Consider the following 25771-nt stretch of genomic DNA (forward strand, 5'->3'; position numbering starts at 1 on the left):
TCGTCTGTCCCACTATTTCCAGCTAGGCAGCCACAGATGGTTCTGCCACGATTCCGGCGTGATCGGCATGGCGGTGAGTATCGGCCAGAGGTAGACGAAGTTGGCCACGACCAGACCGATGTACAGACTGACCGCAAGAAGTCCGGTGGTACGACGCTCGACGGACGCGCTCGCCTTGCCCAGAACATCGCCGAGGACCAGCGCAAATCCCATGACCATGAACGGGGCGAGTGCAACTGCGTAGAAGTAGTACATCTGGCGGTCGAGCGTCGCGAACCACGGAAGGTAAGCGGCGCCGTAGCCCGTCAGGACCACGGCGTATCGCCAGTCCCTGCGCACGAACGTCTGCCAGATCGCCCACGCCAACATCGGTAGTGCCAGCCACCACATCGCCGGTGTGCCGATCAGCATCACGGCCTTGACGCAGCTGGCGGCCCCGCAACCGGTGACCTGCTCGCCGTCGGCGTAGTAGTAGAGCATCGGTCGTAGCCCCATCGGCCACGTCCACGGTTTCGACTCCCACGGGTGGTGGTTTCCGGCGGAGTTGGTCAGACCGGCATGGAACTGGAGAACGTTTCCGCTGTAGTACCAGAGTGAACGCAGTGCGGAGGGAATGAAGCTCCACGTGCCGCCCTCACCGATCTCGTTACCGACGGCGTGACGGTCCACGCCGGTCTCGCTGGTGAACCAGGCCCAGTAGCTCGCGAGGTACACACCGAGCGGAATGACCACCAGCGCATACAGAGCTGGACCGATGTCGCGAACTGCGGTGCCGACCCAGGGGCGCTGCACGCGGTATGCGCGGCGCGCTGACAGGTCGAAGGCAACACTGAGCAATCCGAAGAACAGAATGAAGTACATGCCGGACCACTTGGTTCCGCATGCCAGACCGAGCAGGATGCCGGCGCCGAACCTCCACCACCGGAAACCCAGCCGTGGACCCCAGGCGGAATCGCCGATTCGACCTTCCTCGTATACCTTCGCCATTCGTTCGCGGACTTGGTCGCGATCGACCACCAGGCATCCGAGCGCCGCAAGGACGAAGAATGCCAGGAAGATGTCGAGCATCCCGAGGCGTGAGGAGACGAAGGTGACGCCGTCCACGATGAGCAGGATTCCGGCAATCGCCCCGATCAGCGTGGACCGCGTCATGCGGCGGACGATCCGGATGATCAGCAGGACCATCAGCGTCCCGACCAGGGCTGACGAGAATCGCCACCCCCAACCGTTGTAACCGAAGAGTGCTTCGCCGATCGCGATCATCTGCTTACCGATCGGCGGGTGCACCACCAATCCGTAACCGGGATTGTCCTCGATGCCACCGCCGGTCAGAACTTGCCAGCCCTGCGGAACGTAGTGCTTCTCGTCGAATACAGGTGTGCCGGCGTCGGTCGGGTAGGCGAGCATCGTGAAGCGGGTGATCGCCGCGATGGCGGTGATGAAAGCGGTGACGATCCAGCCGCGCAATCTGTCGGTCGGGCCGAAATCAGGATCCGGTACCAGCGGGCCGGGACTACGCACTACCCGATCGCTCGTGGCGGGCGTTGGCCGCTCGTCCGTCTGCACAGTCACCTGGCAATCGTAGGCTGTCAGGTATGACTGGTCGTTTGGTACTCGCCGCAACACCCATGGGAGATGTCGGTGACGCGTCCCCGCGTCTTCGGTCTGCTCTCGCAACCGCCGACGTCGTCGCTGCGGAGGACACACGACGCACCAAGTCTCTGGCGTCCGCGCTCGAGGTAACCATCACCGGGAAGATCGTCAGTTTCTACGATCAGGTCGAGATTTCGCGGCTGCCCGCGTTGGTCGCCGACGTGGCCGAAGGCAAGACCGTCCTGCTGGTCACCGATGCAGGCATGCCGTCGGTCAGTGACCCCGGATATCGCCTCGTTGCCGCCTGCGTAGCCGAGAACCTCGCCGTCACGTGTCTCCCGGGCCCGTCGGCGGTCACGACGGCGCTGGCACTCTCGGGTTTGCCGGTGGAGCGGTTCTGCTTCGATGGGTTCCCACCGCGAAAGCAGGGGCAGCGCAAGACCTGGCTTTCGGCCCTGGCAACCGAGCAGCGAGCGTGTGTGTTCTTCGAAGCACCCCATCGCCTTGCCGACTGCCTCGCAGATGCGGTGGAAGTTCTCGGGCCCGATCGCCGCGCGGCCGTGTGCCGGGAATTGACCAAGACCTACGAGGAAGTGAAGCGCGGCACTCTCGGAGAGTTAGCTACTTGGGCGGCCGAGGGCGTTCGCGGAGAGATCACGGTGGTGCTCGAAGGCGCAGTGCTGGTGGCATCTGATCCTGCCGATCTGGTCGACGAGGTGGAAAGGCTGGTTGAGGGGGGAGCACGATTGAAGGACGCGTGTGCTCTGGTCGCAACGGCCGGAGTCTCCAAGCGTGAGTTGTACGAGACGGTCCTGGCCGCTCGAAAGGACTAGCGGGAGCGGTTCACGGCGGGTGCGCCGGGACGCAGGTTGGCGTCGTCGGCTGCAGCCTGGCCGGCGTGCCAGCCTTCGGCGTCGACGGACCGTCCGCGAGTTTTGCGGGTTGTCGGGAACAATCGATCGAATTCGGCGTCGACGGCCTCGGAAGTGGTGGCCAGGATCGGCAGAAGATCCGCGACGTCCATCGATGCCGCGTCGGCCGCTTCGGCGGTGGCTTTGGTGCCGGCGTCTCGCAGACGGTGTCCGATGCGGCTGGCGAACCCGGCCAGGAATCCCTTGCGGAACGAGGTGGTGCGTGAGCCGCCACGATTGCTCGAGTCGGCGAATTGCATTGCACGGGTTGCCTGTACGAGCAAGGAAGTGAACAGCATGTCGACTTGCTGAAGGTCGACCGGAGTGCCGACGACGGTCGCGAGTGCGATGTCGCTGAACCAGACAGTCCTGACTCGATTCGATTCGCCGATCTCGGTCAGGAGGTGAACCTTTTCCTTCACGTACGGGTTCTCGATGTGAATGCGTCGGGCATTCACGGATGTGTCGGTGACCCCGGCGCGAGAGTGGAGCAGCGCGGAATCGATGGCGTACCGGGTCATCAACTCCTGAGCCTTCGCGGTGAAAATCTCGGCTTCTTCCGCGAAGTTGGTGGCTTCCGCTTTGGCGAGTAATCCACGAATTCGCTTGAGTACCTTGGCGTCGACCTCGGTATCGCCGACGCCGGCATAGCTGGTGTCGGTCCGTTGCGACGGCCAGGTGGATGGTGGCGCGAGCAACACCGTCCACTGAGGTAGGCGCATCCACGATCGCGCAACGTCGACGATCTGCGAAACAAGGAAGTAGGGATCCTGGAACAGAAGGCCGGCCGCGAGGGAGCGAAAAACGTCGTCGTCCACGGTGATTCGAGAAGCGATGCGTCGAGACTTCGCATACTGCTCGCCGATCGTCTGCAACTGCCCCACCCATTCGAGCGGTGCGCGATCGGAGGCGCGCGACGCTTTCGCATCGAACAGGATGGTGGTGGCGGCTAGATCGGCGTCGGACGCTTCTTTGCTTCGACGCGCCAGATGAATCAGATCCGCCGGCTGCCATCCGCGGTCGTACGCCGCGGACAGTTCGGAAACGAGATCTCGCACCGCGGAAACGGATTGAGGGCTGACCTCCTGAGTGGACACCCGCGCTCCGTTCCATGGCAGTGTCTGCGCCGAAGCGCTGGTTCGAATGTATGTTCTATTCGTCGTCATGGCTGGAGTGTGCACGTGGGGTCCGACACATCCGCCTGTAACCGGATATCTCGGACCCCACGTGCGGCACTCTCGCTTAGCTCATTCCTCGACGAAGCGGGGGAAAACTGGCGCCGGAGCAGGCAGTTTCCGGTTGGCGTCGATGCGAACCGCGATGTCGGCGAACTGCCGGTTCTCCTCGCTCTGGCCGAGCAGATCGAGGATGCGTGACGCCGCGTCGGGCATCACCGGCTGAACGAGAAGCCCGACGATACGGACCACTTCGAGCGTCACGTACAGAACCGTCGCCATGCGTGCCGGATCGGTCTTACGCAGAACCCACGGTTCCTGCTTGGAGAAGTACCGGTTGGTCTCGCCGAGCACGCCCCAGATGGCTTCCAGCGCGAGGTGTAGAGCCTGCACGTCGAACTCGCTGCGGCACTTGGCAAGCAGGGCATCCGCCGATGCCAGCATCGCCAGGTCGTCCTCGGTGAACTCGCCGGGGGTGGGTACCTGGGCGTCGCAGTTCTTCGCGACCATCGTCAGCGAACGCTGCGCGAGATTGCCGAGTTCGTTCGAGAGATCAGCATTCATGCGCGTCACGATCGCTTCGTGACTGTAGCTGCCGTCCTGACCGTACGAGATCTCGCGAAGCAAGAAGAAGCGGACCGCGTCGAGGCCGTACTGATCGACCATCGCGATTGGGTCGACGACGTTGCCGACGGACTTCGACATCTTCTCGCCCTTGTTGTACAAGAAGCCGTGGACGAACACCCGCTCCGGCAGTTCGATGCCGGCAGACATGAGGAATGCCGGCCAGTACACGGTGTGGAACCGCGTGATGTCCTTGCCGATGATGTGCAGGCTCGCGGGCCAGAACTTCTTGAACTCCTCCGAGTCGACGTTCGGGTATCCGACGCCCGTCAGGTAGTTGGTGAGGGCGTCTACCCAGACGTACATGACGTGGTCCGGGTCGCCCGGCACCTTGACGCCCCAGTCGAACGTGGTGCGCGAGATCGAGATGTCCTTGAGGCCGCCCTTGACGAAGCTGACGATCTCGTTGCGGCGAGTCGTGGGGGCGATGAATTCGGGGTGCTCTTCATACAGCGCGAGGAGACGCTCCCCGTACGCCGAGAGACGGAAGGTGTAGTTCGACTCCTCGGTCCACTCCACCGGGGTGCCGGTCTCGGTGGACTGACGGGTGCCGTCCTCCAGAAGCGTGGTCTCGGCTTCGGTGTAGAAGGCCTCGTCCCGAACCGAGTACCAACCCGAGTACGTGTCGAGGTAGATGTCGCCCGATGCGGCCATCTTCTCCCAGATCGCCTTGCTGGCGACCTGGTGATCAGCGTCCGTGGTGCGGATGAACCGGTCGTACGAGATGTTCAGGACCTTGTCGAGGTTCTGGAACACGTCGGAGTTTCGAGCCGCGAGTTCGCGTACGTCGATGCCCTCTTTGATCGCTGTCTGCTGCATCTTCAGACCGTGCTCGTCGGTACCGGTCATGAAGAACACTTCATGACCGTCCAAGCGCTTGAAGCGGGCGAGCGCGTCCGAAGAGATGTACTCGTACGCGTGGCCGATGTGCGGAGCGCCGTTGGGATACGCGATCGCTGTCGTGATGTAGAACGGCGATCGTTCCGCGCCTTCCGGGGCGGCGGAGTCCGGGCGCGGGGTCTGGGAGGGTGAGGCAGGCACAGTCATGGTGGGCTTACTCTATCGGGCGTGAGCAAAGACCGTCCCGCCCCCGATGCCCCTGAGCCCTTGTCGCCTCTGATCGACGCCCATACGCACCTCGACGCGTGCGGCGCACACGACGCTGCGACCGTGGCCGAAATAGTCGATCGAGCCGAGGCCGTCGGCGTCGGACGGGTCGTCACGGTGGCCGACGACCTCGATGCTGCACGCTTTGCCGTCGACGCTGCGAACTGGGATTCGAGGGTTTACGCAGCCGTCGCAATCCATCCGACCAGGGCGAACGTCCTGGATGCCGACACCAGGGCCGAGATCGAACGGTTGGCGTCCGATCCGCGGGTCGTCGCGGTGGGGGAGACCGGGCTGGATCTCTACTGGCCAGGCAAGCTCGAAGGGTGCGCCACGATCGAGGAGCAGGTCGACGGTTTCCGGTGGCACATCGATCTGGCGAAGCGTCTCGGTAAGACGCTGATGATTCACAACCGCGAAGCCGACCAGGACTTGCTGCGGGTGCTGAACGAGGAAGGCGCGCCGGAGACAGTGGTGTTCCACTGCTTCTCCTCGGATTCGGAGATGGCGCGGGAGTGCATCGCCGCCGGGTACGTGTTGAGTTTTTCGGGAACCGTGAGTTTCAAGAATGCGAAGGCGCTGCGTGAGGCCGCGTTGTTGGTGCCGTCGGATCAGCTGATCGTCGAGACGGATGCGCCGTTCTTGACGCCGCACCCGTTCCGCGGTGCGCCTAACGAGTCGTACTGCCTGCCGTACACAGTGCGTGCACTCGCAGACATCCGCGGCGAGGATCCGCAGGCGCTGGCAGCAGCGTCCACGGCGACAGCGGAGCGCGTTTACAAGCTCTGACGCTATTCTGGTTCGACAGGTAACTCCGCGCCCGGGATCGTCGTGTCCCGGTCCGTCTACTGCGCGGGGTATTTCAGATGAATGACTACAACGTTGTCACAGTCCGCATCGAAACGTGGGAATTCGAGTGCTGTGCACCGTTGCCGGTGGTCGGTGAAAAATCTTCGTGGGCTTTGCACCCGATACCTGACTCGTTGTGGTTCGACGGGTCGGTTCATGGAGGAATCTTTCCCGACGACGTGGAACCTACTGCCGGGATCGTTCTCTCGATCCGACTCGAGCGCGGGGAATTTGTCGAACAAGAACCCAGACACTGGGTGTTGGTGCCTGGAAGCACCGATCATGTTCGAGTCGAGAAGGTCCCACCACATTTTCGCGGAATGTCGTCGCTGGTTGCCGGTCGGCGTGGCTGGATGGAGACGGCCGTTGTCGTCGAATTGGCCACCACCCGTGCGCCTTTCCGGTAGTCCCCACTACCAAAAAGGCGCACAGGGGGCTTGCCCCTACAGTACCTTCGCCAGGAAGTCCTGGGTACGCTGCTGCTGGGGGTTGCCGAACAGGTTCTCCGGCTTGCCTTCTTCGACGATGTATCCATCGGCCATGAAGATGACTCGATCGGAAACCTCACGGGCGAAGCCCATTTCGTGGGTTACGACGACCATGGTCATGCCCTGCTTGGCGAGGTCACGAAGCACCTGCAGAACCTCTCCCACCATCTCCGGGTCGAGAGCGCTGGTGGCCTCGTCGAAGAGCATGATGTCCGGGCTCATCGCCAGTGCGCGGGCGATGGCCACACGTTGCTTCTGCCCACCGGACAGGCTGGCGGGCTTGGCATCTGCCTTCTCCGCGAGACCGACCTGGCCCAGCAGTTTGACGGCGATCTCGCGAGCCTGATCCTTGGTCGATCGCCCGGTCTGCACTGGGGCGAGCATCACGTTTTCGACGACGCTCATGTGTGGGAACAGGTTGAAGTGCTGGAAAACCATCCCGATGTGCTGGCGCACCTTGTCGATGTCGACGTCCTTGTTCGTGAGGTCGAACTGGTCGACGCGCACGGATCCGGCGGTGATGTCTTCGAGGCGGTTGAGGCAGCGCAGGAAGGTGGACTTACCCGAACCGGAAGGCCCGATGACGCAGACCACTTCACCGCTCTTGATGTCGACGTCGAGGCCTTTGAGGACCTCGTTGTCGCCGAACGACTTCTTCAGTCCCTTGACCGAAATCTTGACCTCGGTGTCGGACTTGCCCATGTTGACGGCTGTTTCGGTCACTTGTTGATCCTCTTCTCGAGGCGGTTCGACAGCTTGGTGAGCGCCATGATGATGATGAAGTACATGACGCCGATGATCAGCCACATGTTGAACGACTGGAAGTTGCGCGCGATGATGATGCGCCCTGTCTGAGTGAGCTCGGCGAGTCCGATGACCGACAGGATCGACGTGTCCTTGAGGGTGATGACGAACTGGTTGATGTACGACGGGATCATCGTGCGAATTGCCTGCGGCATGATGACTTTTCGCATCGACTTCATGTAGCTGATGCCCAGGCTTCGTGACGCCTCCATCTGTCCCTTGTCGACGGACAAGATTCCGCCGCGGACGATTTCAGCCATGTACGCGCCGGCGTTGAGCGAGAGCGTGATGATGCCTGCGGTGAAGGCGGACATCTGGAAATGCAGGGCTGCCGGGATGCCGAAGTAGATGAAGAACGCCTGCACCAACAGCGGTGTGCCGCGGAAGATGTCGACGTAGGTCGTGCCTATACCTCGGACGAACATGTTGGTGGACACGCGGCAGAGACCGAAGATCGCACCCAGGACCAGAGCGATCGCGATCGAGACGACCGAGAGAACGATCGTCAACCACAGGCCCTTGAGGAGCTGGGGATAGGTGCTCTTGATCAAGCCGATGATGGAGTTGTCCGACGTCGACGCGCCCTGACCGAGGTAGGTCGAGACGATTTCGTCGTACTGGCCGTTGTCGCGCAGGTTCTGCAGTCCAGCATTGAACATCTGGAGCAGTTCGGCGTTCTGGCCCTTGTTGACGGCGAAGCCGTAGCTCGCACCCACCTCTTTTTCGGTGACCGTCTTGAGGCCGTTGCCCTGAGTGATGCCGTAGGCGAGGACGGGGTAGTCGTCGAAGACTGCGACGGAGTTTCCGGTGCGGACCTCGTCGTACATGCTGGCGGAGTCGGCGAAATAGACTGTGGTGAAGCCGTATTGGTCCTTGATGGACTCGGCGAAGCTGGCGCCCTCGGTGCCGTTCTTGACCGCGACGCGCTTGCCCTTCAGATCCTCGTACGCCTTCACATCGTTGTCGGTCTCGAGGACTGCCATCTGCACGCCCGACTCGAAGTACGGGTCGGAGAAGTCGAAAACCTGCTTGCGGGCGTCGGTGATGGACATGCCGGCGATGACGCCGTCGGCCTGCCCGGCCTGCACGGCCTGAAGCGCAGCGTCGAAGCCGAGCTGCTTGATGTCGACCTTGAAACCTTGGTCCTCGGCGATCGCGTTGAGGAGATCGATGTCGATGCCGACGAGTTTGCCGTCTTCGTTCTCGAATTCGAACGGGGCGAATGTCAGATCGGTGGCGATCGTGTAGGTGCGACCGGGTTGCGCGCTCGCGATTCCGGGGGCGAACAGCGCTGCGATCAGCGCCAGCAGGATGGCCAGGATCGGCCACCTGGCATTACGTGGTCTGTCGAATCTTCTTCGCACTATCGCCCAGCTTTCTTCTGTCGCGCCCGGGATCGCCGGACTGCTTTGAACCAGACGAGAACATACTGCGCCCAGAGCTGAATCGATACACGGGTATCGGAGCCGGAAAGTGCAGAACACACGACACGCCGTTGCCGTTCCGTGACAAAAGTCGCATTTCGTTGTGATTTGGTTGCCGATACAACGCTCGGTCGTTACCGTATTGTGATCGAACGTCGTCTGCCTTGGGATTTCCTGTGTCGCCTTTTGCCAAGATCAACTCCACGAAGTCACCACTTCTCTATTCAGTGGTGGGTGCGTTGCTTCTGACGCTCATCGTCGGAGGTGCGCTCGCCGTGGTTCGGCACAAGACGATCACCCTCGACGTCGACGGCGACATGATTTCGCTGTCCACGATGTCGAGCAGCGTCGGTACCGCTCTCGAGGACGCCGGATACCCGGTCGATCCCAAGGACGCGCTCGCTCCGAGCGCCGATTCCTCGCTGTCCGACGGCGATACCGTCGTACTGCGCCGTGCCCGTGAGTTGGCGCTGACCGTGGACGGTCAGCCGACGACCATCTGGACCACGGCATTGACGGTCGACGAGGCGCTGAAGCAGGTAGATGTTTCCGACGACTTCGCAGTCTCGGCTTCGCGCTCGCATCGTCTGCCCCTCGAACGCACCGAGCTCGACGTCGTCAGCCCGAAGACCGTCAGCGTCAGCGACGGTGGTGCTCCGGCGGCCGAGATCAAGCTCGCCGCCGTAACCGTCGGTGATCTTCTCGCGGCCAAGAATGCGCCGCTCGAGCAGGCCGACTCGGTGGTTCCCACCGCTGACACACCCGTTACCAACGGCCTGACCATCCAGGTCACCCGCGACCGCACGGACACTCGCGTCGAGACGCAGCCGATCGCGCCGCCCGAGAACAAGGTCGAAGATCCCGAGCTCGAGAAGGACAAGACCGTCGTCGAAAACCCGGGTGTTGCCGGCGAGCGCACGGCCACCGTCGAGGTCAAGACCGTCAACGGCGTCGAGGCCGGACGAACCGAACTGTCCGCGACCGTGATCAAGGAACCGGTCGCAGCAGTGGTGAAGGTCGGAACCAAGCAGACGTCCGCGCCTGCTGTGTCCAACGCGTCGACGTGGGACTCCATTGCTCAGTGCGAAGCGACCGGAAACTGGGCCATCAACACCGGCAACGGTTTCTACGGAGGACTTCAGTTCACCCAGAGCACCTGGGAAGCATTCGGCGGCGGTCAGTACGCAGCGCGCGCCGACCTCGCATCACGTGAACAGCAGATCGCGATCGGCGAGAAGGTCCGAGCCGGTCAGGGCTGGGGTGCGTGGCCGTCCTGCACCAGCAAATTGGGCCTGCGCTGACGCGCCCACACTCCACACAGAACTCAGGAACCCATGTCACCGTTCGCCAAGATCAACTCGACCAGGTCGCCGTTGTTGTACTCGGCGATCGCCGCTCTTCTCCTGACGGTTCTCGTGGGTGGCGTTCTGGCCGTCGTCCGGCACAAGACAATCACCCTCGACGTCGACGGTGAGCAGATTCACCTGAGCACCATGTCGACCAACGTCGACGGCGCTCTCGAGGACGCGGGTTACCCGATCGGTGACAAGGACGCGGTTGCTCCCGCGGCCGACGCGTCGCTGTCCGACGGCGACACCGTGGTGCTCCGTCGTGCTCGTGAGATCACGCTGACGGTCGACGGTCAGCCACAGAAGCTCTGGACCACTGCCTTGACCGTCGACGACGCGCTCAAGCAGTTGGATGTCTCAGCGGATGTGCACGTGTCGGCGTCGCGCTCGCAGCGTCTCCCGCTCGACGGCGCCGCGCTCGACGTCTTGACACCTGTCGTCGCAAAACTGGTCGACGGCGCAAACGCGGCGGCCGACGTGCGTATCGCGGCACCGACGGTGGGCGAGTTCCTTACGGCCAACGGCACTCCGCTCGAGCAGTCGGACACGGTGGTTCCCGCCGCCGACGCTCCGCTGACCGAGGGCCTCGAGGTCACGGTGACACGCAACCGCACCGAGAACAAGGTTGAGACCTTGCCGCTCGATCCGCCGGATCAGCGCATCGAGGATCCGACGATGAACCAGAGTCGCACGATCGTCGAGAACCCGGGCGTTCCCGGCGTGCGTGACGTGACGTTCGCCGTGAATCTCGTCAACGGTGTCGAGGCCGGACGTACACAGGTATCGGAGACGATCACCACACCGGCGCAGCCGAAGGTCGTGCGCGTGGGAACGAAGCCGGGCACCGAGGTGCCGCCCGTGGAGAACGGTTCGACGTGGGACGCGCTCGCGCAGTGCGAGGCCACCGGCAACTGGGCTATCAACACCGGCAACGGTTTCTACGGCGGCGTGCAGTTCGACCAGAACACGTGGGAACGGCAGGGCGGGTTGAAGTATGCGCCTCGCGCCGACCTCGCAACCCGTGAGGAGCAGATCGCGATCGCGACGCAAACGCAGCGCACTCAGGGCTGGGGCGCATGGCCGTCGTGCTCGGGTCGCCTCGGACTGGGATAAGTTCTACTGGTGTCAGACGCCGAACAATCGAACGAACCCATCGCTACTCCGCGCGGGCAGGCAGCCCTGCTCGGTCCGGTCGAGGTGCGCGCTCTTGCCGAGGAATTCGGTGTCCGGCCCACGAAACAGTTGGGGCAGAACTTCGTTCACGACGCCAATACCGTGCGACGCATCGTCACCACGGCAGGCGTCACTCGTGACGATGTCGTTCTCGAGGTGGGGCCGGGTCTCGGTTCGCTGACGATGGCGCTGATGGACGTCGTCGATCGTGTGATCGCGGTCGAGATCGATCCCAACCTTGCGGCTCGCCTTCCCAAGACGGTCGCCGAGCGAGCGCCGGAGCTTGCCGATCGACTGACCGTCGTCGAAGCGGACGCGATGCGTGTGCTGCCTTCACAGATTCCCGGCGAGCCGACCGCACTGGTTGCGAACCTGCCGTACAACGTGGCGGTGCCGGTGCTGTTGCATCTGTTCGCATCGCTCCCGAGTCTGCGGACCGCACTCGTGATGGTGCAAGCCGAGGTTGCCGATCGCCTGGCGGCTGATCCGGGAAGCAAGATCTACGGCGTTCCCAGCGTCAAGGCCAACTTCTTCGGCGAGGTTCGCCGCGCCGGTGCCGTCGGACGCAACGTGTTCTGGCCGGTGCCGAAGGTGGAATCAGGTCTGGTTCGTATCGACCGGTACGCGGAGCCGCCGTGGCCGATGGACGAGAAACACCGCAAGCAGGTCTTTGCTGCCATCGACGCCGCATTCGCGCAGCGCCGCAAGACTTTGCGTGCCGCGCTCAGCGGGTGGGCAGGTTCGCCTGCCGAGGCCGAGCGACGGCTCCTCGCTGCCGGCATCGAGCCACAGACGCGTGGCGAGATGCTCGACGCAGAAGCCTTCGTTCGGCTGGCTGGAGGCAAATAGCCCCGTGCGCGGTTAAGGAGTGCAGGGACTCCTTAACCGCGCACAGGGGCTTGCCCCCTTACTTGAACCGCCGCAACCTCAGGCTGTTGCTCACCACGAACACACTGCTGAATGCCATTGCGGCACCGGCCAGCATCGGGTTGAGCAGGCCGGCCGCAGCCAGCGGGATCGCAGCCGTGTTGTAGGCGAATGCCCAGAACAGGTTGCCCTTGATGGTCTTGAGCGTCTTGCGAGACAGTCGAATTGCATCGGCTGCCGACCGCAGGTCACCTCGAACCAGGGTGATGTCGCTGGCCTCGATCGCAACGTCGGTGCCCGTGCCCATCGCCAGACCGAGATCGGCCTGAGCCAGGGCCGCCGCGTCGTTCACGCCGTCGCCGACCATGGCTACGACGCGTCCTTCCGCCTGCAGCTTCTTGACGGCGTCGACCTTGTCCGCCGGCATGACCTCGGCGAAGACGGTGCTGATCCCGACCTGATCCGCCACGGTGCGGGCGACGGTGGCGTTGTCACCGGTCAGCAGAACCGGTTCGAGGCCGAGTGCCTTCAACTGCGCGATTGCTTCGGCGCTCGTGTCCTTGACCGCGTCGGCGATTACGAGGATGCCGTGCGCCTTGCCGTCCCAGCCCACCGCGATTGCGGTGCGCCCGGCCTTCTCTGCTTCAGCTTTCGCGTCACGGAGATTTTCCGGCAACGGCATCGACCAGTCGGCGAGCAGCGCGTCTCGGCCGGCAACAACGGCATGACCCTCGACCATTCCCTGCACGCCGCGACCGGCGACGTTCACGAAATCCTCGACCGCAGGCAATTCGCCCACGGCTTCGGTCGCACCCTTCGCGATCGCTGCGGCGATGGGGTGCTCGGAGCGATGTTCGAGGGCGCCGGCCAGCCGAAGCACCTCGTCGACGGTTGTTCCTTCGCCCACGACGGTGTCCAGCAATGTCATCTGACCGGTGGTGACGGTTCCCGTCTTGTCGAGCACGACGGTGTCGACTGCGCGCGTCGATTCGAGCACCTCGGGTCCCTTGATGAGGATTCCCATCTGGGCTCCGCGGCCGGTGCCCACCAACAGAGCTGTGGGCGTTGCCAATCCGAGAGCACAGGGGCACGCGATGATCAGGACGGCGACCGCAGCGGTGAATGCCATCTCGATGGGGTTGCCGGTACCGAGCCAGTAGCCCAGTGTCGCAACGGCAATCGCGATGACGACCGGTACGAAGATGCCGGCGATTCGATCGGCGAGGCGCTGAACTTCGGCCTTGCCGTTCTGTGCGTCTTCGACCAGCGCCGCCATCTGGGCGAGTTGGGTGTCGCTCCCGACGCGGGTGGCCTCGACGGTCAACGTTCCACCGACGTTGACGGTGGCGCCGACGACGGTGTCCCCGACACCGACCTCCTCCGGCACGGATTCGCCGGTCAACATGCTCATGTCGACGGCTGAGCGGCCTTCGGTGATGATGCCGTCGGTGGCGATCTTCTCGCCGGGCCGAACGATGAAGGAGTCGCCCGCTGCCAGTTCTTCGGCGGGGATTCGTACTTCGACGCCGTTTCGTAATACCGCGACGTCTTTTGCGCCGAGTTCCATGAGCGCGCGTAGTGCGGCGCCGGACGTGCGCTTGGACTTGTGCTCGAAGTAGCGTCCGGCGAGCACGAACGTGATGACGCCCGCGGCAACCTCGAGGTAGATGTTGGCGCTGCCGTCCATCCGGTCGACCGTCAGTCTGAACGCGTGTTTCATTCCCGCTTCGCCCGCGGTGCCGAAGAACAGTGCGTACAGCGACCAGACGAACGCTGCGATGGTGCCCAGCGAGATGAGCGTGTCCATCGTTGCGGCGCCGTGACGCAGGTTGACCCAGGCAGCCCGGTGGAAGGGAAGGGCCGCCCACACGATGACCGGTGCGGCCAGCGTGAGGGAGAGCCACTGCCAGTTGTCGAACTGCAACGCAGGAATCATCGCCATCGCGATGACCGGCACGGAGAGCAGAGTCGAGATGATCAGGCGGGTACGAAGCTCGCGCAGATCACGATCCTGCGGGGTTTCCGCATCCGGGTCGACGGTGTCTGGCGCGCTGGGCGGTTTCGGGAGCGCGGCAGCGTAACCGGCATTCTCGACGGCAGTGACCAAATCTTCGACGGGTACCCCGTCCGGGAAGGTGACCTTGGCTTTTTCCGTCGCGTAGTTGACCGTGGCTGTGACGCCGTCGATCTTGTTGAGCTTCTTCTCGATTCGTGACGCGCAGGAGGCGCAGGTCATTCCGGTGATCGCGAGTTCGACGCTGCTCGAGTTGGCAGCATTGTCGACCGCAGTCGGTGACGTCATCAGTGCCCTCCCTCGTGATTGTCTGGAACTGAAGCTGTGGAAGTGCCTGCATCAACAGTGAATTCGGCGGTGCGAACCACGCCCTCGTGCTGGAAGTCGAGGAACAGTCGGTATGTGCCTTCGCTCGGCGCCTGTGCGTGGAAGGAAACGTCAGGACCGGGAGAAGTGACGCCGTCGCCCGGTTCACCCTCGGGGTGAACGTGCAGGTAGGCGAGGTCGCCGGTGCGAAGCGCAACAAGATGACCGTAGGCACCGAGGTACGGATCGAGATCGGTGACCGGGGCTCCGTCGCGAGCAACGCTCAGCGTGATCGGGCCGCCGGCAGTGGTCAGATCACCGTCGAGAGTCACGGTGTATCCGTCGACGGTTGCGGTCGCGCTCTTCGCGGGCAGCGGCGCAGGAGTGAATTCGCCTGCCACGTCGATGTTTCGGCCGAGTGTCAGTTGGGTGCCGTCGGTGGGATCGAAGTCCGCGAAGACTCGGTAGGTGCCGGCGACGGGCCAGGTCCAGTCGATCGACCAGGTGCCGTCTGCGGCGAGAGAAGGATGTACGTGGCGGAATTCGCTGGTGTCGTTTCGGACGACGATGAGGTGGAGCTTCTTCTCGTGCAGGAGGTCGAAATCGACGACGGGCTTGTTGGTGCTGTCGAGAATCCGGAAGGTCAAGGTTCCCGGCTCCCCAGCTCGACCGGGTGCGGTCACGTCGGTGAGTGTGTATCCGCCGGAAGAGACTTCGAGCCCTGCGGGTGTCGCCGAATCCATGCCTGGCATCGATTCAGCGGTTGATTCGTGGGTGCTGTGCTGGGTAGTGGACATGTCTATCGGGCTTCCGATTGCGGCCCCCACGCCGAGGGCGGCGCCGAAGACGGCGACCAACCCTACGGCGTAGGTGGCAAGTGTTGTCGAGGTGCGCACGGCTGACTCAGCTTGGTACGACTGCGTAGCCGGCTTCGTCGACTGCTGCGACGACGTCGGCTGCGGAGACGGGGGCATCGCTGGTGACAACGACGCGTCCGCTCGCCAATTCGACATCCACCGCGGTTACGCCCGCGATGTTGCCGATCTCTTCCTTGACGGATCCGACGCAGTGTCCGCAGGTCATTCCGGAAACGGTGTATTCGGCGGTGGTCATCGCAGATCCCTTCGCTTGTGTAAAACTCATTTTACGGATACCCGGTGTAGGTATCTCCCTGGGACTGAAGGTACCCCCAGGGGGTATGCCTGTCAACGGGTTGGGCAGTGACGAAGGCCTCAGGGAAGACAACAGGGCGGATGTGTGGTCTACTTGTGTTGGTCGTAAGTGTTTGTGTTTGTGTTTCCACGCTCGCAAATGGTTAGGTTGCGAGCGTTTGGACATCCTCCACGGATTTGTCTCAGAACGGTCGTAGTAAGTGACCCGGGCGGTCGAAGCGACTGCCTGTTGACACTGTGTTAGAGGAGATTTACATGGCAGAGGGCATCGTGAAGTGGTTCAACTCCGAGAAGGGGTTCGGCTTCATCGCTCCCGAAGACGGCAGTGCTGACGTCTTCGTTCACTACTCCGAGATCCAGAGTGGCGGCTTCCGCACTCTCGAGGAGAACCAGCGCGTGGCGTTCGAGATCGGTCAGGGCAACAAGGGCCCGCAGGCCACCGGCGTTACCATCGTCTAAGACGTCCATGTGAGTCGGGCAACCGACGCATGACGTACTGACAAGACCCCAACTCTTCGGAGTTGGGGTCTTGTTGCATTTTGGGTGAAAAGTGCTCTCACGCATCGAGATAACGCTGAGCGGCCACTGCGGTTTCTGCTGCGATCGCGCGGCATTCCTCGCGGAGTTCGGGTGGATTCACAACGGTGAAATCGACGTCGAAAGCCCTGAGCCACATTGCGATCGACCGTAGGGAAGTGCCCGAAAGCACTATGACGCAACGCCCTTCGTCGGTGGACTCCACTGATCCCCACTGCTCACTGACCATGGGCGCTATCTGCTCGATGGGTGCATGCAGTAGAACTGTTGCGCGCGTGGAGGAATAAGCCCGGGCGACGCCGCGCGAAACGAAGTCTGCCGCACCACCGGCTGGTAGTTCCCGCGGCGTGAACCGCGGACCGGTGGGAATCTTGGGTTCCATCCGGTCGACGCGGAACGACCGCCAGTCTTCGCGAGATAGATCCCAAGCCACCAGATACCACCGAACACCCGACCGCACGAGCCTGTACGGTTCCACCTCGCGTCGGCTCTGGGTGCCGTCGTGAGTGCTGTAGTCGAATCTCAAACGCTCGTGGTTGTGGCATACGGACGCGATGGCGGACAGTACCGACGCATCGACTGCGCTCGCGGCGGGCTCGCGTGGCACGACGTCGATCGACAGCGACTCCAGACGGTGTCGCAGCCTCGACGGCATGATCTGCCGCAGCTTCGCCAGCGCGCGCATCGAAGCCTCGCCGATGCCGACCACAGAGCCGGTCGCTCCGGACTGCAAAGAGAGCGCCACCGCGAGCACTTCTTCGTCATCGAGCTGTAGCGGGGGCATCTCCGCGCCCGCTCCCAAGCGATATCCACCGCCGACGCCGACCGTCGCGTCGACCGGGTAGCCGAGATCGCGGAGGCGGTCCACGTCACGTCTGACTGTGCGCGGGGTGATCGCGAGCTTGTCTGCGAGTTCGGCACCGGACCAGTCTCGACGTGTCTGGAGCAGTGACAGCAACCGCAGTAGGCGAGCCGATGTCTCCTTCATGGCAAGAAGTCTGCCAAACATTTAGGACCCAATGCGTCCTCAATTGAATTTAGGTTGGTCCTCATCCGACCAGTCGAGAAGAAATTGGGGCACATCATGAGTCGCATCAACGACGGCAGACCGATGATCGAGACGAAGGAGCTCACCAAGCACTTCGCCCAGGGCAAGAAGCTCGTGGAAGCGGTCAAGGGAGTCACTCTCGACGTAGCGGAGGGCGAGTTGGTTGCCTTGCTTGGGCCGAACGGTGCCGGAAAATCGACGACGTTGCGCATGCTGACCACCTTGCTCGAGCCCACATCCGGTACTGCGCGGATCGCAGGATTCGACATCGCTGCGTCACGAAACGAGGTGCGCTCCAGCCTCGGATACGTCGGACAGGGGAACGGAGCCGGCCACAACCAGCGGGTTCGCGACGAGTTGGTGACGCAGGGGTTGTGCTACGGAATGCCCAAGGGCGACTCGCAGGTCCGGGCCGACGAATTGCTGCGTGATCTCGAACTCACCGAGTTGGGTACTCGAAAGGTCAGTACGCTGTCCGGCGGGCAGCGACGGCGGCTCGATATCGCTCTGGGCCTGGTCCATCGCCCACCGCTCCTGTTCCTCGACGAGCCGACCACGGGCATGGACCCGCAGAGTCGGGCCAACCTCTGGGACCACATCCTGCGGTTGCGGCGCGAGATGGGCACCACGATCGTGCTGACCACGCACTACCTCGAAGAAGCGGATTCGATGGCAGAGCGGGTCATCGTCATCGACGAAGGCACTGTCATCGCGGACAACACCGCTGCCGCACTCAAGGCCGATCTTGCCGGAGATCATTTGTTGCTCACGTTCGACAACGCCGAAGCGGCCGCCATCGCGGCGTCGGTGGCCGAGCAACTTGTCACTGTGCGTGACGTCACGGTCGAGGCAAGCTCGGTGAGTATCCGTGCCGGCGAGGGTGATTCGACGCTTCCGGTATTGCTGCGTGAAGCCGATGCCCGCGGCGCCCGCGCAGTCACTGCCGACATCACCAGGCCGACTCTCGACGACGTTTTCCTCACTCTCACCGGCCGCAGCCTGCGCGAGAGCACCGCCGCGGTTGCTTCCTAGAACTACGACGAAGAACTACGACGAACAGGAATCCGCCATGACAATCACACTCGATACCCCACGTAGCGCGCACGGCAACATTGTTCGAGACAGCGCGATCGTGATGGGCCGTGAGCTGCGACCGATGTTGCGTGACCCGGTCAGCGTCATCTTCAGCCTCATCCAGCCGCTGATCCTGTTGGCCCTGTTCGGGCCTCTGCTCAAAGGGGTCCCGGGTACCGGTGACGGCGTATGGAATTGGTTCATCCCCGGTGTATTGGTGATGATCGCGATCTTCGGCACGACGATGACCGGTTCCAACCTTCTGATGGAGATGCAGCAGGGATCCCACGAGCGAATGTTGGTGACTCCGCTCAGACGCTCGTCGTTGTTGATCGGGAGGGCATGCAAGGAGATGGTTCCGCTTGCCGCGCAGGCGATTCTGATCATTCTTGTTGCGCTACCGCTCGGATTGGACGTCAATGCAGCGGGCGCTGCGCTCGGAATCGTCCTGCTGGGAGTGTTCGGCGTCGGACTCGGTGCGCTCTCGTACGCTCTCGCTCTGGCTGTGCGGGAGCAGGATTGGATGTTCTGGGTCGTTCAGCAGACGCTGATGTTCCCGCTCCTGATCCTGTCGGGAACCATGCTTCCGCTCGACGACGCACCAGGTTGGATGAAGGTCCTCGTGAACATCAATCCGCTGGGCTACGTCGTAGATGCCGAGCGGGCTCTCTTTGCCGGTGACTTCGCGTCGGGCAGCGTTCTGGCAGGAATCTTCGCTGCCGTCAGCGTGGCTGTGGTCGGCCTGGGGATAGGCGTGCGCGCGGTGAAATAGCGTGGGTGTGCTTGCTGTCGGATGGGATGCGGCGGTCGCAGGTTTTCGCCCAGGTGTTCGCAGCGCCTATTGTTGTTCCTTGTGCTCTCCGTCGTTCCTCGCCCCGTAGTTGTCCGGGCCCCGTCCAAGGTGAATCTCCACCTTGCCGTCGGGGACCTGCGAGACGACGGCTATCACGAACTGACGACCGTTTTTCAGGCATTGTCGCTGGCAGACACCGTCACGGTGGCGCCTGCGGACACCTTGACAGTGCGGGTGATCGGCGACGACGCCGCGGCCGTACCGACCGATCGCACCAATCTCGTGTGGCGTGCCGCCGAGATGCTGGCGGCCGAGGGTGGCGTGGCCCCGAATGTCGAGATCGTCATCGAGAAGGGCATTCCCGTCGCAGGCGGTATGGCCGGCGGGAGCGCCGACGCGGCAGCCGCGTTGGTTGCGCTCAATTCGTTGTGGAAACTCGACTTCTCGCGGCCTGATCTCGACGCCTTCGCGGCACGTCTCGGGAGTGACGTTCCGTTCTCGCTGCACGGTGGCACTGCCCTCGGAACCGGTCGCGGTGAACAACTTGTCCCCGTCTTGACGCGCCGCACCTTTCACTGGGTGTTGGCGCTGGCCAAGGGAGGCTTGAGCACGCCGGTTGTCTTCCGGGAACTCGACAAGCTTCGCGCCGAAGGCACACCGAATCGATTGGGTACCGCTGACGAGTTGATTCACGCGCTCACCACCGGTGACCCTCATGTGCTCGCTCCGCTGCTCGGAAACGATCTGCAGGCGGCAGCACTCTCACTCAACCCGGATCTACGACGGACGCTGCGAGCGGGTGTCGAAGCCGGCGCTTTGGCGGGCATCGTCTCCGGCTCCGGACCGACGTGCGCCTTTCTCTGCGCCGACGCACAGTCCGCGGTGGAAGTGAGCGCAGAACTTGCGGGAGCGGGGGTGTGCCGCACCGTTCGCGTGGCGAGCGGACCCGTTCCCGGAGCACGAATACTCGACAATGCGGCAAAGGGACAGCACTGATGGCGAATCTGATCAATCTGGAAAACGTGTCGAAGTCTTTCGGCGTCAAGCCGTTGCTCGACGGGGTCTCCCTGGGCGTGGAGGAAGGCGAGCGCATCGGTGTCGTCGGCCTCAACGGCGGCGGCAAGACGACCATGCTCGAAGTCCTCGCGGGTGTGGAGCAGCCGGATTCGGGACGCGTGAGCCGCGTCGGCGGATTGCGCATGGCCGTCGTGACGCAGCGCGGTGTGTTGCCTCCAGGCTCGACGGTCGGTGAAGTGGTCCTGGGGCCGCTCGGAGTGGCTCAGCACGAGTGGGCCGGCGACGCGCGCATTCGTTCAGTGCTCTCGGGAATCGGCATCGACAACTTGGGCGCCGGCGGCGAGCGGTCCGCATTGGACGCCAAGGTCGACGGCCTGTCCGGCGGTGAGCGTCGCCGTGTGGCTCTCGCTGCGGCTCTGGTTCAGGACCTCGATCTGCTGGTGCTCGACGAGCCGACCAACCACCTAGACGTCGAAGGTGTTCAGTGGTTGGCCGAGCACCTCGTCTCGCGTCGCAGCGCGCTTGTCGTCGTGACCCACGATCGCTGGTTCCTCGACACCGTCGCCACCCGCACCTGGGAGGTTGTCGGTGGCGGCGTCGAAAGCTACGAGGGTGGCTACAACGACTGGGTGTTCGCCCGCGCCGAGCGTTCGCGTCAGGCCGACGCTTCCGAAGAGCGTCGACGCAACCTTGCGCGCAAGGAACTCGCATGGCTGCGCCGCGGTGCGCCGGCCCGTACATCGAAGCCGAAGTACCGCATCGAGGCCGCGGAGGCCTTGATCGCCGACGTTCCGGCACCTCGTGACGCGGTGGCACTTGCGTCCTTCGCCCAGCGTCGACTCGGCAAGGTTGTCATCGAACTCGAAGACGCGCGTCTGGAGACCCCGGACGGCCGCGTACTCGTCGAGGATCTGACCTGGCGGCTCGCTCCGGGGGAGCGTGTAGGCCTGGTCGGTGTCAACGGCTCGGGCAAGACGACTCTGCTGCGGACGCTGGCCGGTGAACTCGAGCCCGCAGCAGGCAAGCGCATTCAGGGGCAGACCGTCCACATCGGTTGGCTCAAGCAGGAACTCGACGATCTGCCGACCGACATGCGCGTACTCGACGCGGTCAAGGACGTAGCCGAGCGAATCACGCTGGGGGACAAGGAAGTGTCAGCCGGTCAGCTGGCTGAGCGGCTGGGCTTCACACCGGCGCGTCAGCGCACCCCCGTCGGCGATCTGTCCGGTGGTGAGCGCCGCCGTCTGCAGTTGACGCGTGTCCTCATGGCCGAGCCCAACGTTCTGCTTCTCGACGAGCCCACCAACGATCTCGACATCGACACGCTTCAGCAACTCGAGGATCTGCTCGACGGCTGGGCGGGCACCATGGTGGTCATCTCGCACGACCGGTACCTGATCGAGCGCATCTGTGACACCACCTGGGCTCTCTTCGGTGATCGCAAGCTCACCAACCTGCCGGGTGGTATCGAGGACTACCTGCGTCGACGCGCAGCGATGGGGGACGGCGACAACCCGTCGGTGGCCTCGACGGCGAGTGGTGCGTCGAAGAGCAAGCAGGTCCGCGACGGTGCTGCGGATCGCGCTGCACGCAAGGAACTTTCGAAGCTCGAGCGGTCCATTGCGAAGTTCGACGACCGCGAGAAGAAGCTGCACGCTTCCCTCGCCGACGCAGCCACCGACCCGGACAAGCTGCAGAAGCTCGGGGCTGAACTCAAGCAGGTCATCGCGGACAAGGAAGCCGCCGAGGAGCAGTGGATGGAGCTGTTCGCCGAGCTGGACGGCTAGGGGAACTTCGCTCCGAATTTCTTGAAGATTCGCTCTGGATCCACGCCCTCCGGTGCTTGCTCGCGTAGCAGTGCGTCCAGAACGACCCCGTCCAATGCTGCGACCAACTCCGTTGCATCGGACGAGGTCATGCCGCGTTCGGCCAAGATGTCGACAAACCGATCCCGACCACGCACCAGTTCCACTGCGAGGTCGGGATCGTGGAATGACGCGATGATCAGTTCGTAACGCGCCCGGGTGCGGCCGGATTCAGGCCCCAGCCACCGGGCCACTTGTTGCTTCGGCGTCTCGCCTGGGCGAGGAAGATCGCCGTCCAGAAGGTGTCGCACCACCTCGACTATCAGTCCACGTTGATTTGCGAAGTAGTGCCGTGCGCTGCCGTGTGGCACGCCTGCCTCGTCTTCGACGCCTCTCATCGACCAGGCTCGAAACCCAACCCGGCCCAGCAGGTCGAGCCCGGCGTCCAGAAGTGCTTCTCGCGTCGATTTCTCCACGCAGAGAAGATACCGTGATACGTTCTTCTCCGCGTGGAGAAGTTCTTGAACTGGGTTGAACTCACTGGGGGTGAAGCATGGTCGTCCTTTTCGACATCCTGCTCGTGCTGTGTGTTGTTGCGATTGTGTGTTTTGCGGGGTATGTCTTCTATCGCGTGATATTGGACGACTAGGTGAATGTTGATGTACTTCAACAGGTCTCGAGTCTTCATGTTCCTGAAGTTGTCCGCTTTGTCTCTGGCTATCGAAAGTATGTTCGATTAAGATTTCGGTATGGACAGTCGGGATGCGTGGCAGCTGGATGGTGAGGGCCTCAAGTGTGAGGTTCTGGATCTGGTGCGTGTCCGGCACGAGTTGCAGTCGCGGATGGTGTTGCTGATCGTGGAGATGTTTTCCCGTGAGGTTCTCGGCGGGAAGGGTTTTCGGGCGATCGCACAGTGGTTGCACGGTTCGACGAATTTGGAGATCGGTGAGTGCAGTCTGCTGGTCGGGTTGGCGCGGTTGTTGATGCTCGAACCTGTTGTGGGCGATGCGTTTCACCGTGGTGATGTGGATGCGTTGAAGGCGCGTCAGGTGGCGTCGTTTTGTCAGCATCCGCCGAAGAACATGACCCTGGCGGATGTGGACAAGGCCCGGGGGATTCTGCTCGGGTTGGCGTCGAAGAACATTGCCGATTGTGATGCGGTGCGGGCGGCGATCCGGCGGATCGAGAAGCAGTACGGCAAGCGTGAGGACGGTGTTCCGGTCGGCGAGGATTCCGAACGTAATGAGTTCTACGCCTCGAAAGGCTTGTACGGGCGGGTGTCTGTGAAGGGCGATCTGGATGCGGTCAACGGGGCACGGTTGATCACGCTGCTGTCGAGCCTGTCCGCTCCGACACCGGAGAAGGACGGTGTCAAGGACACCCGCACGCCTGCTTTACGACGGGCGGACGGGTTCTGCGAACTCCTGCGCCGGTATGAGCGGGCGGGGTTGGGTCCGATCGAGGGCGGCGTGAAACCACACATCACGGTGACTGCGTCGGCCAAGGACATGACGGACCTTAAAGTTCTGAAAGACCTCTTGCCGTCCACCGAGGAGTTAGGGTTCGCGTGGACGGATTGGGTGGGTCCGATCAGTATCGACACTGCCCGGATGCTGGCCTGCGACTGCACCGTGACGCGGATCTTGTTGGATGAGAACGGTGTTCCGCTCGACTGCGGTAAGGAAGTAAGAACAGCGACGGTTCCGCAGCGGCGGGCGTTGGCGGTTCGGGATGGTGGGTGTGCGTTCCCGGGGTGCGGGACGCCGTCGGGGTGGTGCGATGCTCACCATATTGTTCACTGGAACGATGGTGGCCCAACGGATCTCGACAACCTGGTTCTGTTGTGCGGTCATCATCATCGGACGATGCATCACACGGAGTGGCGGGTGGAGATCGGCCCGGATCGAAAGACGGTGTTCTATCCGCCGATGTCGGTTGATCCGCACCAGCATCCGATCGGCGGGAACAGTCCGCCCACCGCGGCGTGAATCGCGACAACTGAAGACGTGAGCGCCGGGGCACAAACATGCCCCGGTGCTCACGGCTGTCGACCGTCAGAACGTGAGCGTGAGCTTCCCGTTCTCGTCGCTGATATGAACGGTCCGCCCGATCGCCGCCGGGTTGTCACCGCGAAGCTGGGTCAGTTCGGCGGCATTCTCGGGACCGGTGTGACCGGCGACACGGCCGCCGTCCGGCGTTGTTGCAATCACGAACCCGATCTCAGGCTCCCCGGTGCGACCGTATTCGACAGAGGCAGTGACGATTTCCGCAGTGCCCTGGTAATCGGTGATCAGTTCCGGAGCTTCCGCGGTCAAAGCACGTGCGTCGGGGTCACCGACGTACCCGTCGGCATGAGCGGCGGCCGACAGCAGTACGCAGTGCTGGTATGTGAGGAATCCACCGTTGGCGTGGACGAGGGCAAGGTTCGCGCCGTCGCGAATTCGCCTGGTGACTTCAGCGACGGAATGCAGGGTGTAGCTGTTGAGCGGTCCGCCGAAGAACGAGTGACCTCCGGTGACGCTTGGGATCGCGGTATCGGGAAGTCCGAGTTCGCGGATCAACAGCTTGGGCACGATTGGGAAGCAGCTGTAGGCATCGACGATGTCGAGTGCGTCGGCGCCGACTCCGGCACCATCGAGTGTGCGATGTACGGCGTCATGCATCGCGGCCGAGCTGTCGAAGCTGTTGCGGCTGAGGATGTCCAACGGATCACTCGCACCAGCGCCGCCCCAGAGGTACACCAGTTTGCTTTCATCGATCCCGAACTCGCGGGCGGTCGACAACGAGCAGACGACAACGGCCGCAGCCTGATTGACGAAGGGCATGGCGTTGAGCATCAGCGGGTACGGCTCGGAGACCATCCGATTGCCAGGTCCGACGGTGCCGATCTCGTCTGCCGATCGGATCTCCGACGTCCAGGAGGCTGGATTCTTCGATGCCAGTTCCGAGAATGCGGCGTACATCTTCGCGGACCAGGCGAGCGATTCGCGGGCGCCGTGGCCCTCGGAAGCACTGAAACAGTTCTCGAAGAGCGGGTAGACGCGCGTCGGCACGATGAAACCGGCGCGCTGCATTTCAGGGCTTCCCAGGTCGGCCGGATCGAATCCGGGAGGCCCACCGGGCGCAGCGGTCCACCCGATCGAGTCGGGAGCGACTCCGGACTTTCGCAGCGCGGTGCTGCTGGCGTGCGATTCGCCGCCCACGAGCAGAGCAGCCGAGGATTCACCGCGAGCGATGGCCGCGCCGATCCGATCGAGGAGTGCCGCCGGCCAGTGGCCACCGATCGGCGAGGTAGAGGTGACAGTGGGGGTCGCGCCTAATCGTGAGGCAAGCAGCCCGGGGAGATCGTCGTACGACCAGCTGACCGTCTTGATCGCGAACACGGAATCGATCTGTGTTCCCAGCTCAGCGCGTCCACTGTCGTTCAATGCGGCGACGGTGGCGTCGTGAATCAAGTCAAGAGGTTCGCGGTGCCCGTCGGCAGGATTCCAGCGCAGATCGCCGACGCCGACGATGACCGGGATTCGTGATGCGTCAACCATCATGTACCTCTCGTTGCCGACCCGTAGCCGGGAGTTGCAGTCACGATATCGGGGAGCCTGGTATGTGTAACTCTGGGGTCACAGTCAACAATTTTCGGG

23 protein-coding genes are annotated in these 25771 nt (G+C 63.1%); 12 read left to right on the forward strand and 11 right to left on the reverse strand.

Annotation, left to right across the window (positions count from 1 at the left end):
• Nucleotides 1-12: 12 nt before the first annotated feature.
• Complete coding sequence (locus FEZ59_RS19200; RefSeq protein WP_024487795.1) at nt 13-1572, reverse strand: phospholipid carrier-dependent glycosyltransferase; 1560 nt, start codon at nt 1570-1572, stop codon at nt 13-15.
• Nucleotides 1573-1595: 23 nt separating this feature from the next.
• Here FEZ59_RS19200 and rsmI point away from each other — a divergent pair, with 23 nt between their 5' ends.
• Nucleotides 1596-2426, forward strand: coding sequence for a 16S rRNA (cytidine(1402)-2'-O)-methyltransferase (gene rsmI / locus FEZ59_RS19205; RefSeq protein WP_021332320.1), 831 nt, complete (start codon nt 1596-1598; stop codon nt 2424-2426).
• Here the strand turns inward: rsmI and FEZ59_RS19210 are convergent.
• Entirely contained in the window at nt 2423-3670 is a 1248-nt protein-coding gene (locus FEZ59_RS19210) for a DUF2786 domain-containing protein (RefSeq protein ID WP_202022975.1), read from the reverse strand. The two genes, rsmI and FEZ59_RS19210, sit on opposite strands and share 4 nt — an antisense overlap.
• An 81-nt stretch (nt 3671-3751) precedes the next feature.
• Nucleotides 3752-5350, reverse strand: a complete 1599-nt coding sequence (metG, locus tag FEZ59_RS19215) for a methionine--tRNA ligase (protein ID WP_019744705.1) — start codon at nt 5348-5350, stop codon at nt 3752-3754.
• A gap of 21 nt (nt 5351-5371) precedes the next feature.
• On the opposite strand from metG, the gene FEZ59_RS19220 reads away from it, so the two are divergent.
• Both FEZ59_RS19220 and FEZ59_RS19225 read left to right on the forward strand, forming a co-directional pair.
• On the forward strand, nt 5372-6199 hold the full coding sequence (locus FEZ59_RS19220) for a TatD family hydrolase (protein ID WP_031333728.1): 828 nt from the start codon (nt 5372-5374) through the stop codon (nt 6197-6199).
• Nucleotides 6200-6276: 77 nt separating this feature from the next.
• A complete protein-coding gene (locus FEZ59_RS19225) occupies nt 6277-6666 on the forward strand; it encodes a DUF6578 domain-containing protein (protein ID WP_020970326.1) in 390 nt (129 codons plus the stop codon).
• 36 nt (nt 6667-6702) lie between these two features.
• On the opposite strand, the gene FEZ59_RS19230 is transcribed toward FEZ59_RS19225, so the two are convergent.
• Nucleotides 6703-7470: an amino acid ABC transporter ATP-binding protein gene (locus FEZ59_RS19230; RefSeq protein ID WP_019744702.1), complete on the reverse strand. Its 768-nt coding sequence runs from the start codon at nt 7468-7470 to the stop codon at nt 6703-6705.
• Entirely contained in the window at nt 7467-8915 is a 1449-nt protein-coding gene (locus tag FEZ59_RS19235; protein ID WP_172933044.1) for an ABC transporter permease subunit, read from the reverse strand. Before FEZ59_RS19235 ends, FEZ59_RS19230 begins: the two co-directional genes overlap by 4 nt.
• A 236-nt stretch (nt 8916-9151) precedes the next feature.
• On the opposite strand from FEZ59_RS19235, the gene FEZ59_RS19240 reads away from it, so the two are divergent.
• From FEZ59_RS19240 to rsmA, 3 genes are read left to right on the forward strand one after another with little or no spacing between them, the layout of a single operon-like run.
• Nucleotides 9152-10276 carry a resuscitation-promoting factor gene (locus tag FEZ59_RS19240; protein ID WP_019744700.1) on the forward strand — a complete coding sequence of 375 codons (1125 nt, stop codon included), beginning with the start codon at nt 9152-9154 and terminating at the stop codon, nt 10274-10276.
• 33 nt (nt 10277-10309) lie between these two features.
• Entirely contained in the window at nt 10310-11437 is a 1128-nt protein-coding gene (locus tag FEZ59_RS19245) for a transglycosylase family protein (RefSeq protein ID WP_020908607.1), read from the forward strand.
• A gap of 9 nt (nt 11438-11446) precedes the next feature.
• The gene (rsmA, locus tag FEZ59_RS19250; RefSeq protein ID WP_172933045.1) at nt 11447-12346 is read left to right on the forward strand and encodes a 16S rRNA (adenine(1518)-N(6)/adenine(1519)-N(6))-dimethyltransferase RsmA; all 900 of its coding nucleotides are present in this window, start codon (nt 11447-11449) and stop codon (nt 12344-12346) included.
• A gap of 58 nt (nt 12347-12404) precedes the next feature.
• Here rsmA and FEZ59_RS19255 read toward each other — a convergent pair whose 3' ends face one another.
• From FEZ59_RS19255 to FEZ59_RS19265, 3 genes are read right to left on the reverse strand one after another with little or no spacing between them, the layout of a single operon-like run.
• Nucleotides 12405-14666 carry a heavy metal translocating P-type ATPase gene (locus FEZ59_RS19255; RefSeq protein WP_019744698.1) on the reverse strand — a complete coding sequence of 754 codons (2262 nt, stop codon included), beginning with the start codon at nt 14664-14666 and terminating at the stop codon, nt 12405-12407.
• The gene (locus FEZ59_RS19260; RefSeq protein ID WP_172933046.1) at nt 14666-15580 is read right to left on the reverse strand and encodes a hypothetical protein; all 915 of its coding nucleotides are present in this window, start codon (nt 15578-15580) and stop codon (nt 14666-14668) included. The genes FEZ59_RS19255 and FEZ59_RS19260 overlap by 1 nt, the downstream gene beginning before the upstream one ends.
• A 7-nt stretch (nt 15581-15587) precedes the next feature.
• Nucleotides 15588-15797 carry a heavy-metal-associated domain-containing protein gene (locus tag FEZ59_RS19265; protein ID WP_003946267.1) on the reverse strand — a complete coding sequence of 70 codons (210 nt, stop codon included), beginning with the start codon at nt 15795-15797 and terminating at the stop codon, nt 15588-15590.
• Nucleotides 15798-16111: 314 nt separating this feature from the next.
• Between FEZ59_RS19265 and FEZ59_RS19270 the strand changes: the two genes are divergently transcribed.
• Nucleotides 16112-16315 carry a cold-shock protein gene (locus FEZ59_RS19270; protein WP_003946232.1) on the forward strand — a complete coding sequence of 68 codons (204 nt, stop codon included), beginning with the start codon at nt 16112-16114 and terminating at the stop codon, nt 16313-16315.
• A gap of 97 nt (nt 16316-16412) precedes the next feature.
• On the opposite strand, the gene FEZ59_RS19275 is transcribed toward FEZ59_RS19270, so the two are convergent.
• A complete protein-coding gene (locus FEZ59_RS19275; RefSeq protein WP_060939755.1) occupies nt 16413-17381 on the reverse strand; it encodes a YafY family protein in 969 nt (322 codons plus the stop codon).
• A 96-nt stretch (nt 17382-17477) separates the two neighbouring features.
• On the opposite strand from FEZ59_RS19275, the gene FEZ59_RS19280 reads away from it, so the two are divergent.
• The 4 genes from FEZ59_RS19280 to FEZ59_RS19295 all read left to right on the forward strand — a co-directional run bounded on the left by FEZ59_RS19280 (nt 17478) and on the right by FEZ59_RS19295 (nt 22112).
• Nucleotides 17478-18473: an ATP-binding cassette domain-containing protein gene (locus FEZ59_RS19280; RefSeq protein WP_172933047.1), complete on the forward strand. Its 996-nt coding sequence runs from the start codon at nt 17478-17480 to the stop codon at nt 18471-18473.
• Nucleotides 18474-18510: 37 nt separating this feature from the next.
• Complete coding sequence (locus FEZ59_RS19285) at nt 18511-19287, forward strand: ABC transporter permease (RefSeq protein ID WP_019744694.1); 777 nt, start codon at nt 18511-18513, stop codon at nt 19285-19287.
• A gap of 81 nt (nt 19288-19368) precedes the next feature.
• Entirely contained in the window at nt 19369-20304 is a 936-nt protein-coding gene (locus FEZ59_RS19290) for a 4-(cytidine 5'-diphospho)-2-C-methyl-D-erythritol kinase (RefSeq protein WP_024487798.1), read from the forward strand.
• Complete coding sequence (locus FEZ59_RS19295) at nt 20304-22112, forward strand: ABC-F family ATP-binding cassette domain-containing protein (protein WP_003946255.1); 1809 nt, start codon at nt 20304-20306, stop codon at nt 22110-22112. The genes FEZ59_RS19290 and FEZ59_RS19295 overlap by 1 nt, the downstream gene beginning before the upstream one ends.
• Here the strand turns inward: FEZ59_RS19295 and FEZ59_RS19300 are convergent.
• Entirely contained in the window at nt 22109-22606 is a 498-nt protein-coding gene (locus tag FEZ59_RS19300; RefSeq protein WP_084325305.1) for a TetR family transcriptional regulator, read from the reverse strand. The two genes, FEZ59_RS19295 and FEZ59_RS19300, sit on opposite strands and share 4 nt — an antisense overlap.
• A gap of 273 nt (nt 22607-22879) precedes the next feature.
• Here FEZ59_RS19300 and FEZ59_RS19305 point away from each other — a divergent pair, with 273 nt between their 5' ends.
• Nucleotides 22880-24118, forward strand: a complete 1239-nt coding sequence (locus tag FEZ59_RS19305) for an HNH endonuclease signature motif containing protein (protein WP_172933048.1) — start codon at nt 22880-22882, stop codon at nt 24116-24118.
• A 66-nt stretch (nt 24119-24184) separates the two neighbouring features.
• On the opposite strand, the gene FEZ59_RS19310 is transcribed toward FEZ59_RS19305, so the two are convergent.
• On the reverse strand, nt 24185-25675 hold the full coding sequence (locus FEZ59_RS19310; protein WP_097387080.1) for an acetyl-CoA acetyltransferase: 1491 nt from the start codon (nt 25673-25675) through the stop codon (nt 24185-24187).
• Nucleotides 25676-25771 lie beyond the last annotated feature (96 nt).

It is taken from the genome of Rhodococcus sp. MS13 (assembly GCF_013277835.1).
GTDB classification, from domain to species: Bacteria; Actinomycetota; Actinomycetes; order Mycobacteriales; family Mycobacteriaceae; genus Rhodococcus_F; species Rhodococcus_F erythropolis.